This window comes from Paremcibacter congregatus (assembly GCF_006385135.1).
Taxonomy (GTDB): Bacteria; Pseudomonadota; Alphaproteobacteria; order Sphingomonadales; family Emcibacteraceae; genus Paremcibacter; species Paremcibacter congregatus.
This window is the reverse complement of sequence record NZ_CP041025.1, coordinates 3943204-3961551: the sequence shown is the minus strand read 5'-3', so window position 1 is coordinate 3961551 and position 18348 is coordinate 3943204. Positions and strand designations below refer to the sequence as shown.

The 18348-nt window shown below is 46.6% G+C and carries 16 protein-coding genes; 9 read left to right on the top strand and 7 right to left on the bottom strand.

Annotated features, from left to right (window positions below):
* Positions 1-169: 169 nt before the first annotated feature.
* Entirely contained in the window at positions 170-931 is a 762-nt protein-coding gene (locus FIV45_RS17350; protein WP_181040109.1) for a helix-turn-helix transcriptional regulator, read from the bottom strand.
* A 74-nt stretch (positions 932-1005) separates the two neighbouring features.
* On the opposite strand from FIV45_RS17350, the gene FIV45_RS17345 reads away from it, so the two are divergent.
* Positions 1006-1950, top strand: a complete 945-nt coding sequence (locus tag FIV45_RS17345; RefSeq protein ID WP_099472997.1) for an alpha/beta fold hydrolase — start codon at positions 1006-1008, stop codon at positions 1948-1950.
* A gap of 124 nt (positions 1951-2074) precedes the next feature.
* Positions 2075-2644 (top strand): YdeI/OmpD-associated family protein, encoded by a 570-nt coding sequence (locus tag FIV45_RS17340; RefSeq protein ID WP_099472995.1) that lies wholly within the window; start codon positions 2075-2077, stop codon positions 2642-2644.
* A gap of 121 nt (positions 2645-2765) precedes the next feature.
* Here the strand turns inward: FIV45_RS17340 and FIV45_RS17335 are convergent, their stop codons facing one another.
* Positions 2766-3167: a CPBP family intramembrane glutamic endopeptidase gene (locus FIV45_RS17335; protein ID WP_165777014.1), complete on the bottom strand. Its 402-nt coding sequence runs from the start codon at positions 3165-3167 to the stop codon at positions 2766-2768.
* Between the two features lie 237 nt (positions 3168-3404).
* Complete coding sequence (locus FIV45_RS17330) at positions 3405-4541, bottom strand: oxidoreductase (protein ID WP_099472990.1); 1137 nt, start codon at positions 4539-4541, stop codon at positions 3405-3407.
* Positions 4542-4654: 113 nt separating this feature from the next.
* On the opposite strand from FIV45_RS17330, the gene FIV45_RS17325 reads away from it, so the two are divergent.
* Positions 4655-5005, top strand: coding sequence for a winged helix-turn-helix transcriptional regulator (locus FIV45_RS17325; protein ID WP_099472988.1), 351 nt, complete (start codon positions 4655-4657; stop codon positions 5003-5005).
* Positions 5006-5940: 935 nt separating this feature from the next.
* A complete protein-coding gene (locus FIV45_RS18515; protein WP_165777013.1) occupies positions 5941-6081 on the top strand; it encodes a hypothetical protein in 141 nt (46 codons plus the stop codon).
* A 125-nt stretch (positions 6082-6206) separates the two neighbouring features.
* Here the strand turns inward: FIV45_RS18515 and FIV45_RS17320 are convergent, their stop codons facing one another.
* A complete protein-coding gene (locus FIV45_RS17320) occupies positions 6207-7178 on the bottom strand; it encodes a DUF2235 domain-containing protein (protein WP_099472986.1) in 972 nt (323 codons plus the stop codon).
* Positions 7179-7223: 45 nt separating this feature from the next.
* Positions 7224-7448: a DUF2188 domain-containing protein gene (locus tag FIV45_RS17315; protein ID WP_099472984.1), complete on the bottom strand. Its 225-nt coding sequence runs from the start codon at positions 7446-7448 to the stop codon at positions 7224-7226.
* Between the two features lie 107 nt (positions 7449-7555).
* Here FIV45_RS17315 and FIV45_RS17310 point away from each other — a divergent pair, with 107 nt between their 5' ends.
* From FIV45_RS17310 to FIV45_RS17295, 4 genes are all read left to right on the top strand, one after another.
* Positions 7556-7906 (top strand): helix-turn-helix domain-containing protein, encoded by a 351-nt coding sequence (locus tag FIV45_RS17310; protein WP_099472982.1) that lies wholly within the window; start codon positions 7556-7558, stop codon positions 7904-7906.
* 6 nt (positions 7907-7912) lie between these two features.
* The gene (locus tag FIV45_RS17305; RefSeq protein ID WP_099472980.1) at positions 7913-8479 is read left to right on the top strand and encodes an ImmA/IrrE family metallo-endopeptidase; all 567 of its coding nucleotides are present in this window, start codon (positions 7913-7915) and stop codon (positions 8477-8479) included.
* Between the two features lie 1213 nt (positions 8480-9692).
* Positions 9693-10397: a transposase gene (locus FIV45_RS17300; RefSeq protein ID WP_204602209.1), complete on the top strand. Its 705-nt coding sequence runs from the start codon at positions 9693-9695 to the stop codon at positions 10395-10397.
* Positions 10398-11498: 1101 nt separating this feature from the next.
* The gene (locus tag FIV45_RS17295; protein WP_099472978.1) at positions 11499-12935 is read left to right on the top strand and encodes a serine hydrolase domain-containing protein; all 1437 of its coding nucleotides are present in this window, start codon (positions 11499-11501) and stop codon (positions 12933-12935) included.
* A 36-nt stretch (positions 12936-12971) separates the two neighbouring features.
* On the opposite strand, the gene pip is transcribed toward FIV45_RS17295, so the two are convergent.
* Complete coding sequence (gene pip, locus FIV45_RS17290; RefSeq protein WP_099472977.1) at positions 12972-13979, bottom strand: prolyl aminopeptidase; 1008 nt, start codon at positions 13977-13979, stop codon at positions 12972-12974.
* 139 nt (positions 13980-14118) lie between these two features.
* Positions 14119-15150 carry a helix-turn-helix domain-containing protein gene (locus FIV45_RS17285; protein ID WP_099472975.1) on the bottom strand — a complete coding sequence of 344 codons (1032 nt, stop codon included), beginning with the start codon at positions 15148-15150 and terminating at the stop codon, positions 14119-14121.
* Positions 15151-15436: 286 nt separating this feature from the next.
* On the opposite strand from FIV45_RS17285, the gene FIV45_RS17280 reads away from it, so the two are divergent.
* The gene (locus tag FIV45_RS17280; protein WP_099472973.1) at positions 15437-18298 is read left to right on the top strand and encodes a TonB-dependent receptor plug domain-containing protein; all 2862 of its coding nucleotides are present in this window, start codon (positions 15437-15439) and stop codon (positions 18296-18298) included.
* The last annotated feature ends 50 nt before the right edge of the window (positions 18299-18348 follow it).

Here is an 18348-nt window from a genome sequence, read left to right as displayed (position 1 = left end):
GGTGCCGAGCAGGCCTTTCTTAACCCCAACGCGTTGTTGGCGGCGGAGGTTGACCGACAGCATCGGTGACTTAGACTGGGAAGTCAATTGGCAGCGTTGTTTCGTGCATTGATACCGCAATATCTTCAGCCATGGGCCCTCACACTGGCCCTTGTCCTATGGCCTGATTTTATTCCGCCCTTGACAGGGCAGCCTTCAGGTTCTCCAGCCCATACCCTTCAAAAGTTTGCTTGAAGCTATCCTTTGGCAACAGTTGAAAGCGGGTGGTGGAGGTGTCCGCCTCAACGATGCGATCACAGCGAAATGTTCGTGGTGCTGCACGGAAATGATCGAAGGCAAGCACATACCAGACCGGATAGTTTAACAGGAGATAATGCGCTTCGATCTCGCGTGTCGTGGTCCTGCCGCCTTCATCCTGGTAGCGGATGAGAATGGAATTTTGGTTCAAGAAACTCTGGTGCAATGTTTGTATGACGCGGTTTCCCGACGGAGCAATTGTCCCCTGTACTGTTGTTGAAGCGGTTGCCCCAATAAGAATTCTGGACTTGATACGCTCGACCCTGTTCCGTTTGTCCGGCGCGAAGGACGCAACGAGTTGACGTTTGATCGAACCTAAATTTGCGAGAAATATCGGTGAGTTCATCTGCTCGGCGACGGCAATGCTGATAAGCAGATCAACGGCTTCAGTATAGCTCAGGTTAAGACGCCCGACGCCCCAGTTACGATCCAACCTGACACCCCCTCCCCGGCCTCTATCTGCATCAATGGGAAGGCCTTGATCACGCATCAGTTGCAGATCACGCGCAATTGTCCGTTTGCTCACCAGGTGCAACTCAGCGAGGTCCTTGATGGTGCAAAATCCATCTTGTTTGAGGTGGGCGGCGAGGAGTTCCAGTCTTCTCAGCCGGCCATATGAATTTGTTCGAGCCATGGAACAAATATGCCATAAAATGTCATCTTAGGCAATATATTGACGTTGAACGAACACACTTGAAGGAGATGCTAATGTTAAATCCAACCGACTTTCCCGCGCCCACTCTTGTTTCAGCCAACGGCGTTGAACTGGAAGTCTTTGAAGCCGGACGGGAAAATGCAGGAAAACCGATTGTACTCTGCCATGGCTGGCCAGAGCACGCCTTTTCCTGGCGCCATCAGATGCCCGCCCTTGCCGCAGCGGGCTACCATGTCATCGTCCCGAACCAGCGGGGATATGGCAACTCATCCCGCCCGTCGGAAGTAACGGCCTATGACATTGAACAGTTGTCGGGTGACCTTATCGCGCTTCTCGACCACTACGGATACCAAGATGCCACCTTTGTTGGCCATGACTGGGGGGCGATGGTCGTTTGGGGGTTGGCCTTATTACATCCAGACCGGGTCAATAAAGTGATAAATCTGAGCTTGCCTTACCAGGAACGCGGAGAAACGCCCTGGATTGAGTTCATGGAGCAAATATTCGGCAGTGACAATTATTTTGTACACTTCAATCGACGGCCCGGCATCGCAGACGCCGTCTTGGAAGAGAATACATTCCGTTTCCTTCGCAACCTGTACAGAAAAAACGAGCCCTTGAGAGAACCAGAACCGGGCATGGCGATGATCAATCTCGCCAGAGCGGAAACGCCACGCGGTGAGCCTCTGATGAGCAACAGCGAACTGGCCGTTTTTGTAGCTGCCTTCGAAACGTCAGGGTTCACGGGCAGCATAAACTGGTATAGAAATCTTGATCGCAACTGGCGCTTGTTGGCGGAAGTGAACCCGGTCATCCAGCAACCTGCGCTCATGATCTATGGCGATCGCGATTTGGTTCCGAAGTCGGACAAACTGGCTGATTTCGTACCCAATGTGGACGTGATCAGTCTAGATTGCGGCCATTGGATCCAACAAGAAAAGCCGGAAGAAACATCCCGAGCGATCCTGAACTGGCTGGAACAGCAGGCGGTCTCTTAGGCGTGGGAGCTTTTCACGGCGCCTCAGGATCTTCGGCTTTACCGGAGGGCGTAATGAGGCGTCGAAGACAATATGCGGTTCACCAACGGTGCAATGGTTGAGGACGATGTCGGGAGATCAGAAGATGGGAGAGGAAATATTCTTCCAAACTCAGGCAGAGTTTGGTGATTGGCTGGAAGATCATGCTGAAGCCAGCGAGCTTTGGGTAGGCTATTTTAGGAAAAGCACCGGGCGAGCCAGTCTTACGTGGTCTGAAACCGTGGATGTCGCTCTTTGTTATGGCTGGATAGACGGTATTCGAAAGACCATTGATGATCAGAGTTACAAAATTCGCTTCACCCCGCGCAGAACAGGTAGTGTGTGGAGTGCGGTGAACGTAAAGAAGGTGAAGGCGCTCACGCAGCTTGGAAAGATGAAGCCAGCAGGAATGTACGTCTTCAACAAGAGAACCGATGTAAAAGGTTATTGCGCCCAAGATCGAAATTTGCAGCTTTCCAGGGCGTATGAAGCTCAAATCAAAACGAGACAGCCAGCTTGGCTGTTTCTCAAAAATTTGGCACCGTCCTACAGAAGAGAGTCGATATGGTGGGTCATGAGCGCCAAGAAAGAGGAAGCGCGATTGAAAAGACTTGAGATATTGATTGCGTCATCCGAAGCAGGGTTAAAAATACCCGCCTTGCGAAAGAAGAAGTAGTTTCCACGGGCTTGACATGTATAGATACTCCCCGAAATGCAAAGCTCTCTGGTGGATGAAGCTCCCGTTGGCGGTGTATGTTCCTGGGGTCGCCCAAGAAAGGCCTTAAACGCAGTGTCATTCAGGACGGGCGCAGGCCACCATGATGAGCAATGACATAAACCACGAGCGGCCAATGCCAGGTCGCCCAGATAAGGCCGCTCACGAGTGAAACGACGCCGAAGGGCATTACTTTTCTCAATTCCCAAATGAGAAATCCGCGCCAGCCTAATTCTTCTCCCAGAATCGCGCCGAGGTATTTGATAAAGCCAATTAACCCCAGCAGCACAATCATCATCGCCAAAACCACAGACTGATTACGGCCCTGCAATCCGAGTGTTTGAGCCCAGTCGGCAATCGTTTCCTCTGATGGAACGCCGCCTAAGCCAAAGCTCCATACAAGTGCATAGGCGACAGACACGTAAATAACCGGGATGAGATATGCGTTTCGATTGTATTGCCACGCTGCCCAGTTCCAGGACAAGCTGGATAGCCCCCTTCCTGTCAGGCCCAGGGTGAGGGCTGTGGCCAGAGTCGGGCACCACATTAATACGCCGATATACAGGCTTGTCGGGTTCAATTTAATAATGGCGAGATGGGTGACCGTACTGAAACCCGCTAGTAAAGCCAGAAATAGGAAGGTCGTCTTTCCTATGCGCTAATGATCGGTATCTCCTACGGACATATCCCTTCCTTCCTTTACAATATTCTTGATGTAATCTTATGATTTTTCAGGTCTGCCCCGGCGGGTCTCGTTTTCACTTTGCCATTTTAACTGGCCTTCAATCGAAACACCATATTTAAAAACGTCAAACGTAAATTCAGAAATCGGTTTCCCCGCTTGAATTTTTTGTGGTAGGTCGGGGTTGACCATCGCGGATTTTCCGACGGCGATAAAATCGGCTTGTTTCTTGTCGATTACGGCATTGGCGAGCTCAATATCATGCAGTCCACCATTGGCGAGCACGGGTAGGCCGGTCACGTCACGCGCGTAGGCCGTGAGGTTTATTTTATCTTTTGTGCGGCTGTGATAAGTGTATCCTTTCATGTCGCTTGCCAGATGAATGTAATGTACGCCTGCATCGGCGACAGAGGTAAAAATCGCATGCGCGTCAGTGACGCCATTGGGCCAAAAATAATCAAGATTATTGGCTTTGGATTGTGATAACCGGACCCCGATAATAAAGGCATATCCGGTTCTTTGCTTGATCTCTCTGATGATCTCACAAGTTAAGCGGATTCTATTTTGTAACGGGCCACCATATTGATCATCACGTTCATTGCTATAATCAGTTAAAAACTGATCAAGAAGGTAGCCGTTGGCGCAATGGATTTCTACGCCATCAAAACCGGCTTCTTCGGCGAGTTGAGCGGCTTGGACAAATCCCTGTTTGATCGCTTGGATGTCATTCAAGTCTAAGGTTTTAGGAATATCATAGGCCCCTTGTTTGTGCCCGTAGCCCTCAAGCATTGTACCAGCCGGTTTAACGGCGGACGGAGCATAGGATTGTGTCACATGCTGTGATAATGCCCCGGCGTGGAAAATCTGCAGAATAATTTTGCCGTTTGTTTTTTTTACGGCTTGGGTGACATTTTGCCAGCCGAGTTTGTGCCTTTCGGTCACCATACCAGGTTGATTCGCATAGGACTGTGCGTAGTTTGCATCTGTATATGTGCCTTCTGTAATGAGTAAGCCATATCCGCCCTTGGCAAAACTTTCGTAGTAAGTCATCATATTTTGTGTCGGTGTGCCATCATCTTCAGCACTTGCACGGGACATGGGGGCCAGAATTATACGGTTGTTAATGAGGGTGTCATTTATGAACGCAGGGGTGAGGATAGGTAGTGTGTTTGGCATTGTAAGAATCCTTTAAATTAAGTATTATCACTTTTTACATGAAGTATAACTTTTTTGTAAGTATGTACATTTTTGTGATATACATACATTTTTGATACTAATGGATTATTGTCATGCCTGTAAGATTTACCGAAGAAGACCTGTTCTGCCCTACCGAGACGGCCCTAGGCATAATTGGCGGCAAGTGGAAGGGGATGATTTTATGGTGTTTAGCGCAGAGAACCATGCGGTTTAGTGAATTACATCGCACAGTGCCGGATATAACACAAAGAATGCTGACGAAACAGCTAAGAGATCTTGAACGGTATGATATCATTGAACGAAAAGTCTATGCTCAGGTACCGCCTAAAGTAGAATATTCTCTTAGCAAACAGGGGCAAAAGTTAAAGTTCATTTTGGACGATCTGGAGGAGTGGAGCAGGTCATATCTGGAGGAAAAAGCGGCAAAAAATGAGACCTCTTGACTGGCTTTGACATATTGAGGCCATCTAAAAGATCTTACCCAAATAAGCCTCACTACTTCATTGTTTAAGCGACCATGAGATATCCCATAGAAGGGGAGAAATATTATATCTCATGAACAAGATATTATCGACGACCTGCTGCAGGATCGTAAAATCCCTGGAGCCCTTTTGGGCGAAGAGAGGCTATTTTCGCTATGAAGAAGGTACTTTTACGCGTTTATAGGAATGAAGGATTCCAGGTTCTATAAAAGTTATGTCGGATTTTACATTTGACGGCCTTGACCGCTCTTGATCCGACCATGGCTTATGCACTTTTGCGGGCCGGGCTCCGGCTGCATTTCGCGGGTAATACCCCCCTTTTTAGGGGACTTCAGAAGTAGAGCCAGTTAAGCGGCTATGGATTGCATAGCTAATTTCTGTATTGGCGTTATGCCGCCGATGATGTAGCGAGTTGCTGTACTCGGTGAACTCAATTGTGCGGACGATTATGAAACGCCCAGTTCCTTTTGTAAGTCTTAAGGGCATCTAACCAGATTTTTGCCGTATCAAAATTTTTTTTGTAAAAATATCCATTTTTCTGAATTTATTTTGTATTTGAGGCTGCTCAGAGCTAGCACGGTTCTAGCACAAAAACGGCAAAAAACCTAAAGGTCGTAGAATCGATCTATTCTGGCTTTTTTGTCCTGTTATTTTATAAATATTTTAGCGCTATGATGTCTTGGAACCCCCTGATTTGCTATGCTTTTTACTGATTCCCGATTAGGTTGGCAGCCCTGTATCCGGCTGGAAAATCCTTGTGTGTTCTACTCAATTAAATGATCCGGTAATACCTCCATTTTTAAGGAGGATGGGTTCAACGGGTGAATTACCATCCTTCCTTGATCAGAATAGTAGCTTAACACATTGTCCTATTTTCCGGGACCAGCTCTAATAAAATGAAGACCCGTCAAACGTTTATTTCAAAATGTGAATTGGGGGAACGTCGAGTTGACGTTGTAGAAATGATGGAGTTTGCGGATGCTTTGAATTTTGATCCTCATGAAATTATTGATGAGCTTTTAAAGATAAAGAATTAATAGCTATGATAGTGTCCTTCAGACTTAGGGGGCTTCACTTTGATCCTTCTGTTTCACAAAATTAGGCTTCCAGCATAAGTCTGAAAGCTAATTTGTGAATATAATATTTAGAGTTCCGTTGGCCGTTATGAAGCCACATGATATTTAGTAGGCAAGTTAACTTTATAATCAGATTGCTCAATACGATCGATCACACTTTGATGAATAATCGCACCTTCAGGGATTGATCGGTGTGCCTCAAACCACATCTTCCAAAAGCCTGTCCGCGACTCATGGATTGGGCCTAGCGGATTACACTTCAAGTCGCGATCCCAGTCTTTTTTGAGCCTCAAGCCACACTTTTCCGCATTGGAAAGCATCCATTTCAGTGTGATGTCTGATAGACCGCGTTCATTATACCAGCCACCAATATCGGAATGAACACCAGCAAACCACACTTGTTGGGTGTTTTGCTGATTTGATTTTTGACTTTCATCCCACAGGCTGATTGGAAATTTCTTCCTTTTTTCATCAATAGAAATTGCATGATATCCATTTGCCACATCATGGTTAAGCACATCATCTTTAAAATGCCTTGTTGGATGAAGGGTTCCTATAGAAGCCACTGTATCCCAAACTCCGACAAAGTGAGGTTTGCATGTGTGGCAGAAATCACGTTTAAAACCTTCAACTAAGTGTTCAGGTTTTTCTTCAAAATTCATTTTCATAACATATGGAATTAAGTTTTTGCTCCCTTTTTGAAGGAGGCCACATTTATGAAGCATTCCGGCGAGAACACGAGCAGTATAAGCCCCACGGCTAAAACCAAAGATGAAGACATTGTCACCAGCTTCATACCTATCCATCAAATAAACATAGGCTTCCTGAACATTTTGCTTAACACCATAGCCAAATGCTTGCCCAAAGATAATGCCGACCTTCTTCGACACAGGCCCAAGTGACATGCCCAAGGGGTTAAAGGTGCCAACACCGGTGTCATAAAATGCGACTTGTTTGTTGTCGCGTTCGATTGAAGAAAAAGCACCAACCACATTGGTATTATTTTCACTATACTCATTTCCTGTGCCATCACAGCAAATTACAATATTTTTAGTCATAGTATGTCTTTCTATAAAGAAAAGGACCGAAAATCGGTCCCTTGATTAACCGTTAGGTGGATATGGATCAGATCCATGCGAATCTCGGGCGCGAATACGGCCATTACGGCCATGAATGAGAAGTTCACTTCCTTGGTTACGGGAAATATCTCTTCCATGTGAAATTGCTTCTGCTTGAGTGCTATGAACGCTTGTAGCCTTTTCAGAACCTGCTCCGCGTACTTGCCAGCCATCCCTATGAGGCGTGATATGTTGATTTCTTTTCGTCATTTCAACTCTCTGTTTGCATTTGTCGTACTTAATTGCTAGAATCAAATTATCAACATTAATTGCATTTGTCAAATTTAATTTGACTATAGCAATTGAAGGGAGTCAAAATGAGCAATGGTAAATTCAATGCGGAGTCTTTTTATTCCGCACTAAACACTTGTCGCGAATCTAAAAAATACACATGGAAAAAAGTTGCAGAGTTAGCACAAATTAGCCCGTCAACATTAACAAGAATGGCACAAGGAAAGAGGCCTGATGTTGATAGCATGGCAGCACTCATCGATTGGTCAGGGTTATCCGCTGATGATTTTATTGAAAAATCTAATAATGACATTGAACAAGTTGATACAGTTGCTACTATTGGTACATATTTAAGAGCTGATAAGAATTTAGACGATAAATCAGCAGATGCTTTGTCCGCAATTGTACAGGCTGCGTACGAGAGGTTAAGGGATTAAGAATTAATGGGTTACCGCCGTGGATTTAAAGCTGAGGCCGAATGGTACGCTTTAGAATTTAGACGAGAATTGCAGTTATCAGATACGTGCCCATTAAACCCTCGTGACTTAGCTGATTTGCTTTCAATTCCCTTGATGGGTATGTCTGAATTAAGTGATGAAGTCCCTCAAGCTGTAGAACATTTTTCGACTGATGGAGAATCATCTTTTTCTGGGCTTACGGTGTTTCATGGTTCAAAACGCTTGGTCATATATAATGACAACCATGGTGAAGAACGTACAAACTCTAATATAGCACATGAGCTAAGTCACGGCATTCTCGGTCATCCAATCACGCCACCGATGTGCGAAGGTGGCATGCGTAACTTTAATCAAGATATAGAAGATGAGGCTAATTTCTTGGCAGGCGCTCTTTTATTACCTAAACCAGCGGCTAAACATGCATTATTTTCTAGAATGACAACATCCGAAATCATCACTACGTACGGAATAAGTAAAGAGATGATAATCTGGCGCCTAAACATTTCAGGGGCACAAGCCATTTTTGCACGATCTAAAAGACGTCGATACTGACTTACTAAATTTAAGATTAGATTAGCCGCTGTTTAATTAAATCAAATAGATATGACAGAAAGATCATTTTGTAAAAAATTGACAACTTTTCTGATTCCGCCAGTGTAAGTTAAAAGATTTAATACTATAGATTTTTACTAGAAAGTGTAATCATACACACAACATGCACCTACCGTGCTGACACTAAAGTGTCTTGAATTCATTAACCCGTTGAACGGGTTTCCTTAAATTGGTGCCAGATGCGATTACGGCCCCAGTTTTTTTTGATTACGTTTTTAGCACTAAAATTTGGAATATCTAATGTCTTCAAATACTTGGATAGTGTTATTTTGTAATCGCAAAATCCAGATTTTGTAATCACCTATTGAGTAGTTTTTTTCACTCTATTGAGAAGATTTTTCAGGAAAAAATTTGGCGGGTGAGGGGGCGGAAATTTAGGGGAAAAAGAGCTAGGGCAAGATTAAAGGAACTTAGGTGCAGGGGCTTTAAGTCATGACCTGTACACCCTTTTTACCTACACCATGTTTTTTTACCGATAACCCCCCACTATTTGATAAGTCTTTGATTATCAGTAATAAAGTCCGTACCGGATTTTTTTATTCTATATATTTCAATGGTTTAGAGATTCAAAAAGATGATACATTTAGGCAAAAAAATGCTTGAATAATTGGGGGAGAAAGCAGAAAAAATTAAGTAATAAAAAGTCGCTAATCTTGCAAGCAAAGAACTGGTGGGTAGTCAATATTTCCCCCTGCAAGATGTCTACAAATAAGGGGCTTGTCTTATAATTTTTCGTAACTTCTGTGTAAAATGGAAGTTGCTGTTCGGCACTCAAATTATGCCGATCAGCGACGGCGGTAGGATCGTTAGGGGCTTGGTCATTAAAGGGCCGTTGAATAGTTAGATCACCGCCGTTTTTTCCATGAGACCTGAACGGATACGTGAGTGAATGGCTCGCATGACAAGCATAGGACACGGATAAGATGACAGATAATACTATCGGGATTGATATCTCAAAAGCCATGTTGGACGTGCACCGTCTGAGTGATGGTACCATAGCCCAGTTTTCAAATAATAGTGGGTGCTTTAAATCGTTGCAGTGTTGGTTGAAAGGCCAGAAAATAGATTGCATCGTCTATGAACCCACTGGCCCGTATCATCGCGCCTTTGAGGAATCTTTGGCTGCGCGTTTTCCTTTGGCAAAATTAATCCATTGCAAGCACGTCGCTTCGCACAAGCACATGGGACACGGGCTAAAACCGATCAGGTAGATGCACGAATGTTGGCCCTCATGGACCGAGCCTTTTCGATGAAGCCACAGGTATTAGCATCAAGGGAACAAAGGGATCTTAAAAAGTTGCAGATCGCACGTCAGGCTTTGATTAAAGACAGAACCCGCGCACTCAACCGACAAAAGAGCCTTACACTGACTATTCTTAAGCGTCAGGCGAAAGTACGACTTACTCAACTGAAAAACCAGCTTGACCAAGTGGATGAGGCTATCAACGAGTTACTGCAAAACACGCCTGAGACAGCGCGTGCCCATGATATGATTTGTTCTATTCCAGGACTATCAAAGATCAGTGCAGCAGCACTTCTCACCGAGATGCCTGAGCTTGGAACGATGAATGGAAAACAGGTTGCAAGCCTTGCGGGCCTGGCGCCGATGGCGCGCCAATCCGGACAATGGCGAGGGAAAGCCTTTATTCAAGGCGGACGAAAACACCTGCGAGATGCACTTTATATGCCCGCTGTAGTCGCGGCGAGGCACAATCCAGATATGAAAATATTTTATGACCGCCTCATTAAAGCCGGTAAACAGACGAAAGTTGCATTTGCAGCCATCATGCGTATGCTAATCCTGCTTGCAAACCTACTTATCAAACAGGACAGGGAATGGGCACAAAAAAGAACTTGATTAAGGCGGATACTATTCAGTGAAATTGATTCAGATAAAGGTAGTGTGGTAATACCCCCCTTTTTAGGGGACTTCAGAAGTAGAACCAGTTAAGCGGCTCTGGATTGCATAGCCAATTTCTATATTGGCGTTATGCCGCCGATGATGTAGCGCGTTGCTGTGCTCGGTGAACTCAATTGTGCGGACGATTGTGAAACGTCCAGTTCCTTTTGTAAGTCTTAAGGGCATCTAACCAGATTTTTGCCGTAATCAAAATTTTTTTGTAAAAATATCCATTTTTCTGAATTTATTTTGTATTTGAGGCTGCTCAGAGCTAGCACGGTTTCTAGCACGGAAAATATTATTTTTGTTTTATATCGTTTATTTACAATGGTTTACCATATACCCCATCAGGCTCATAACCTGAAGGTCGTAGGTTCAAATCCTACCCCCGCAACCATTCTTAACTATTTGTTTTATAACATATAATTTAAAATAGTATAAAATACATTCCCCATATATTCTCTTTATATTCCGCTAAGCCATTGATTTTACACCTAGCACGGTTCTAGCACAAAAACGGCAAAAAACCTGAAGGTCGTTGAATCGGCCTGTTCAGGTTTTTCGACTATGCCGGTTCGTCAAACTAATTGGGGGTCTCATGTTTGGCAACAGTTTGATTTTTAGGGATTTTTTTACTATTTGCCTATTTTATTTCCAGTAATGTATCCGGCAGAAAGTCCTCATATGTTCTACTCATTCAAGTGAGCCACCTGGATCAAAGTTTGGAGCTTAACATATTGTCCTATTTTCTGGGACCAGCTCTTTCGAAGGGCTGTCAAGACCAACGCATTTGCAACGTGAAAATCAGCTTTACGGCGGTGAACTCGAAGGAATAGGTTTGAATACCCGTCTCCGCAAGCGTCCCTTCCTTTATAGCCGCATTAATTAAGGCAAATTAGAATATTTTTGAGAGGCCTGTCACATGTCGTGGGACCTGCGCAGCAGGCATAAAACAAGCATTATATTTTATGATTTTGGCAGTGTTGCGCCAGATTGATTGACTGAAATCTGGCGATCCCCTAGACTTAACAAGACAAAACATAAAGGGAGAGAAGTTCAGTGAGGGATTTTATCATATCAAGTCTTGTCGGGTTGTCTGTTGTGACAACCCCGACCACTCTGTCTGCCCAGTCCTTGGAAGAAGCCAAACGCCTGCTTGACGTTTGGCTCGCGGCTCAGGTCGATTATAACGATTGGCCCAGCCTTTCTGTGGCCTTTGTCGATGATCAAACAATAGTTTATGAAAATTCCTTTGGTTACGCCAATCGGGCCAAGAAGGTCAAAGCCACCCCGGATACGCTTTACAGCATATGCTCAATCTCGAAACTCTTTACCAGCATATCTGTTTTGCAGTTGCGCGATGCGGGCAAGCTTTCCCTCCGTGACCCTGTAGGGAAACATCTTGACTGGTATGCCATCAAACAGAAATACCCCCTGTCTGACACCGTCTCTATTGAGAGTATTCTCAGTCATTCAAGTGGCTTACCACGGGAAGTGGACACGCCCTACTGGTCTGGATCGGAAGGTTTCCCCTTTCCTTCCCGCAAAAAAGCCATCGAAATTACGCAGGGTCAGGAAACGCTTTATCGGGCCTGGGAGCATTTTCAATATAGTAATCTGGGTCTCACTTTGGCGGGTGAGGTCGTTGCCAATGTCAGCGGTCAGGATTACCATGCCTATGTGCGGCAGAATGTTTTGGATCCCCTGGGCTTGACCAATACATACAGTGAAATGTCGCAAGCCAAACATGGGAAAGAGCTCGCTGTCGGCTATGGCGCCCCGACCCGAAACAACAGGCGCGACGAGATCCCTTATTTCAATGCCGAGGCCATCGCGCCCGCGGCCGGTTTTACCTCCAGTGCCCGTGACCTTGCGAAATTCACCATGTGGCAGTTGAAATTACGTGAAGGCGAAGGCGACAAGGTCCTGGACCATAATACTCTGCGGGAAATGCAACGGCCTCACAGCGTCATTAATGGATGGCACTTCGCTTTTGGTCTCGGCTTTTCGATCAAAAACAATGATGGCGGGACGTTGGTTGGCCATGGTGGCGCCTGTCCGGGCTACCGGACTCAAATTTTTCTTGATCCGGCCAAACACACGGGGGGTGTCGCCCTGATCAACGCGGCCGGTGTCGACCCGGCTCAGGTCATCGACCGGATGAGTTCTATTCTCGGGCCTGTCCTGAAAAAAGCCGCGGATAAGAAAGACGGTACGGACGACAATGCCTATCTCTCTGACTTTGAAGGGACCTATGATACACAGCCTTGGGATGATGAAAGGTATATCATGCCCTGGGGTGAATATTTGATTACGGTTTCGCTCAGGTCAGATAATCCCATGAAGTCAATGGATAAGCTCAAACATGTCGAGGGCGATCGCTTTGTCCGTTTGCGGGGAGATGGCACAGAAGCTGAAAACGTGGATTTCCTGAGAAATGCACAAGGTGCGGTGACCGGCCTAAAGAGGCATAGCACCGTCATGCCCAAGAAATAGGCCTTATCCAGACATATACATAAGCCGCCAGAGTTTTTATCTCCGGTGGCTTATATGTAGAGCGGATATTTCAGGTGCAAGGAAGGCATCAGCTGCCGTGACCAGGGCATGAACAATTCCCGGTTCATCAAAGCCGTGACAGGCATCCGCGATGATATGAAGTTCGGCTTCGGGCCAGGCTTTGTGAACCTCCCAGGCTGTGATCGGTGGACAAACCATGTCATGGCGCCCCTGGACCATCACTGCGGGGATATGGCGCAATTTCTCGACGCTTGCCAAAAGAGCTGCGTCATCGTCACTAAAGATATTGTGATAGAAATAATGGCATTCAATGCGGGCCGCCGCCAATAAAAAGTCATCGGAAACTGACGCAGGCGCATTTTCAGATGGTATCATGTTCATCATGGCGAGTTCCCATTCCGTCCAGGCCCGAGCGGCGCGTTTCTGAACCGCAGGATCAGCTGAGGTCAGTTGACGGTAATATGCGCTGATATAGTCATGACGCTGATGTTCTGGAATGGGAGCCGAATATTTCTCCCACTGGTCCGGATAAACATAGTTCGCCCCTTCCTGATACATCCAGGCCAGTTCTTTTTTCCGGCATAAAAATATCCCTCTCAGACCGAGTGCGGTGACATGTGTCGGATAACGTGCAGCATAGGCAATTGCCAATGTACTGCCCCAAGATCCACCGAACACATGCCAGTGGACGATCCCTAAGGCGACCCGGATGCGCTCGATATCCTCCACCAGATCCCAGGTGGTATTCTCGATCAGGCAGGCGTGCGGGAGGCTCTTGCCCGCACCACGTTGGTCGAACTGGATAATCCGGTATTTCGCGGGGTCAAAATAACGCCGGTGTCCCGCAGAAGACCCCATGCCGGGTCCGCCATGAAGGTAGAGCACAGGTTGACCTTCCGGATTGCCTGATTGCTGTATGAAAAGGCTATGCAGCGGGGAAACAGAAAGATATTCTGTTTTGTAGGGATCAATCAGAGGGTAAAAGCCGCGCAGGGTATTTGTTGTTTCTTTTGGGATCGCCATAATCAACGTCTCTCATGTGAAGTGTCTTGTCGGGAGATATTGAACTGGTACCATGAATGACGGCGCAAAAATTATGATTAGCAACCTCATTATAGTGAACGGCAAAGTAATTTCACGCGGGCGGATCTTCTGATATGGCTCAATGAGATTGTTTTTTGATGTCTTTGGGCAGCACACCATAGAAATTCTTGAACGCCAAGGTGAAATTGGCCGAATGGTTGTAGCCGAGATATTGTGACAGCTGAGTAATATTCATATTGGAATGTAACAGGCGAGATTTGGCTTCAACCATGCGTTTATTCTTGCAAAAATCATAAATTGTCTGGCCATGAATGGTCTTGAAGAATTTACGCAAGTTTGTCCGGTTCAAGCCCACTTCACGCGACAGATTGTCGATGGTTGGCGGCATCAGATAGTGCGCATTGAGAATGTCAAAAACTTGCTTGATCTTCTGCTGATCTCGCAGACCAATGATATTTTCCAGCTTGCCACTCGATAAGCGGTTGGAGCTGATATATTTAATGGTGTAACAGAGTAATTCCTGGATTTTGGCGGTAATATAGACCTGTCGCAGCGGCCCGAAGAACTGAGTCACAAAAATCTCGGTGATGATGTTGCGAATTTCCGGGATCAACATTAAATTGCACCCGCTGAGCCCCTCTGTATTAAACAGGCTGCCTATCAAGGCACTTTCATCATTCGATGATGGCATCAGGAGCTGCTTGATTTTCTGGCGGGAAATATACAGCGTGATCATCTTGTGGTCGCTGCCTTTTGTATAAATGATCTGGTTTTTCACCGATTTAGACGAGGAAAAATAATTCACGCTCGGCCCATCAAGCGTAATATTTTGCGATTGACTGGAGCAGATCACCATTTCACCGGATAAAACAAACCGAAACACCATATGATCCCGTTGCGAGATATAGGGGTAAACAAAATCAGACGCATATTTATTATCGACAATATAGACCAGGATATCATTGGTCAGTTTGAGGATATCCCAATAGCCGTTGGCAATGCTGTTATTAAAATTGATGCGAACCGAGTTCGGGCAATCGTAGGGCAACATGTTGAGTTTATAAAAATTGTCGTCCCCACTGGTATATAGATCGGATTGCAGGAAGTTACTGATCACGTCCGTGATGCAATTCATTTCATTTAATAACATGTGTCCCAGCCTTACTACATATGTGGTTAAATTCCGGGGAGTGATGAGCTTACTCTCTTATTTTTCATAAATAACTTATCATATATACCCGGTGACCCTCTAATGAATAGTGGCTGAAAAGTTGGTCTTTTGCCGTCTTTTTCGAAGATAATGCGGCATTCATAATTTTTTTATCCTCAATCAAAATCTTTATTTCTAAATCTGAGGGACAATCCTTGGGAGAGATTTGCGTGGCCGATAGTCTTGGCCCGGCTCTTGTTAAAAACACCAAAGGGAGAATCAACACATGGAAATATCTTTCTATCATCAGAAGAAATTCATCACCGGCGTCTCAATACTTGCTTTGATGGCGGCCATACCCTCCAGCCCCCAGGCTTTTGCCCAGGATGCCACGGACGACGCCTCGACATTCGAAGAAGTTGTCGTCACTGGGTCCCGTATCAAGCGCGGCAACCTGTCCACACCGACACCGGTCACTACCCTGGATTCGGAAGCCCTGAAGGTCAGCGGCACCAATAATGTTGCCGACCTGATGCGCGAACTGCCCTCGGTCGGCCTGTCTGGCCTGAGCAGCGCCAATTCATCACGCCTCATCCAGAATTCCGGCCTGAATACCATCAATCTGCGCAATCTCGGTTCGGCGCGAACTTTGGTGCTGGTTAACGGGCGGCGTTATATTGCCGGGCAGCCGGGGTCTTCCGCCGTAGATTTAAATACGGTGCCCACGGACCTGATTGAACGGGTTGAGGTTATCACCGGAGGCGCCTCGGCGGTGTATGGCTCTGACGCGGTGGCTGGCGTGGTCAATTTCATCCTGAAAGATGATTTTTCCGGTGTCGCTATTGACGCTCAATATGGCCTGTCGGAAAAAGGCGACGGCGACAAATTGAAAACCACCCTGACCATGGGCGGCAATTTCAATGATGACAAGGGGAACGCCACCCTGCATTTCGCCTACAACAAGGAATATGGGGTTAAATCAAGCGCCCGTGGCATTAAAGACCATTGGTATGACATCACCGACAATACCATTTATGACCCAAATCACAGCTCATATGTACCTCAGGGGCTCTTCTTTGCCGGTGGCGATCCTTGGACATATGATCCGTCCGGCACGCTGGTGAATGAGTATGATGGGGACCGGGACGGTTTTGACCGCAGCCCCTATCGCACGATCTCTATTCCCACAGAACGCATTCTGGTGTCTGGCAACTCGCATTATGATATCCGTGAAGATGTCACGCTCTATAGCGAACTGATGTTTGCCCAAGTGAATACGGACGCAAAATTGGAGCCCTTCTATTTTGATACCGGCTTCCTGAAATTTGGGGGTATTCCGATCTCCAATCCGCTTATTCCGCAAGCCATCCGGGATGATGCCGTGGCCAATGGGGTAACAGAGCTGGGATTTCGCCGCCGTTTCTTGGAAAATGATGGCCGTCAGGCGGTCAACTCCCGCCGCACCATGCGCATTTTGCTTGGTCTCAAGGGCGAGATTAACGACCAGTGGTCTTGGGATGCCAACTATTCCTATGGGCGGACAACTCAAAAACAAACTTTCAGTGGCGAAATGAATATTGATCTGGCGGTCCAGTCTCTCAATACAGAAGCCGACCCGACCAATCCGGGTGGCGTACGCTGTGCCGATGAACGCGCCCGCGGCCTGGGCTGTGTGCCGATGAATATTTGGGGCAAAGGTTCGATTTCTCCTGAAGCTCTCGCCTATGTCAGCGCCGACACCAACCTTCAGGCAACCATTACACAGCAGGTGATCACGGCAGGTGTCACCAATAGTGCCCTGTTCACTTTGCCGGGCGGGGATGTAGGTTTTGCAGCAGGTATTGAACACCGCAGAGAATCCAGCGAAACCATCAATGACCCTCTGGTTGTTGCCGGTTTGACGGGGGGCAATAAAGTGGCGAATACGGTTGGCAAATTTAACGTCACTGAATTTTATGCAGAAACCAATGTTCCTCTAGTCGAAGGCGTGAGTTTTGCACAATATCTTGGATTGGAAGCGGCGTTCCGTTATGCGGATTACAGCACAATCGGCGGTGTCAGTAGCTGGAAGGTTGGCGGGGAATGGGCTCCAATTGATGATCTCCGTTTTCGGGCGGTTTACGCAAAGTCTACCCGGGCACCAAATATCAATGATCTCTTTGCTGGGGCGGGGCAGACTTTCCCGGACATCAATGATCCTTGTAATGGCGTAACCCCGACCTCCAATAACCCGGCGCAGAAGGCCTGCCTTCTGGATCCCGTGCTCGCGGCGGCGGTCGATGCAGGCCCCTTTGTTGTAGGGTCTTTTGAAAGATTTGACGTGTCAGGCTACAATGTCGGCAATCCAAATCTCAATGAGGAAACGGCGAAAACCATTACGGTGGGAGCGGTGATCACCCCCTCCGCCATTGAAGGCTTGACGGCCTCAGTTGATTATTTCCGGATCAAAGTCGACAACGCCATTCAATTCACCGGACGCCAGCTCATTCTGGACAAATGTTACGAGAGTGCCAGTCTGGATAACATCTACTGCGACCAGATCACCCGTCGGGCGCGAAATTCCGCTGGTGGCCTGAGCGGGCATCTGGAATTCATCAATGACGGACCGGCCAACCAGGGTTATCAGCTGGTGTCCGGCATAGATTTCAAAGTCAATTACACGATGGATCTTGACGAAGGCGATCTCAACTTTGGCCTCTATTATGTCCGGACATTGAGTAGTGAACTGCAAACATCTGACGGCTCCGTTGTGGATCAATTGGGTGACCTTGGTGGTTCCGCCAATTATAAAAACAAGGGTAACCTGAATATCACTTATGTGAATGGTCCACTGACCGTTGCCTGGAAGGTCAATTATCTCGGTCAGATTTATGACAGCCTGTCTGTGCATAATGCCCGTGCCGAAGCCAGCGAGCCGGATTATGATCTGAATAATATTGGCGCCAAGATCTATAATAATATGCAGATCCGTTATGCGTTCGGCGATGATCAGGCTTATGAAGTTTATGGCGGGATCAATAACGTCTTTAATACCAAGGCCCCTTATCTGCCCACAGGGACATCGTCCTCTAATGCCGGATCAGATACCTCCAGTGCCTATGATGCGATTGGTCGGTATTTTTACTTAGGCGCTAAAGCTACATTCTAACATCTCAAGTCTATTGAATATATTGGTAGCCCGTGACATTCGCCTCGGGC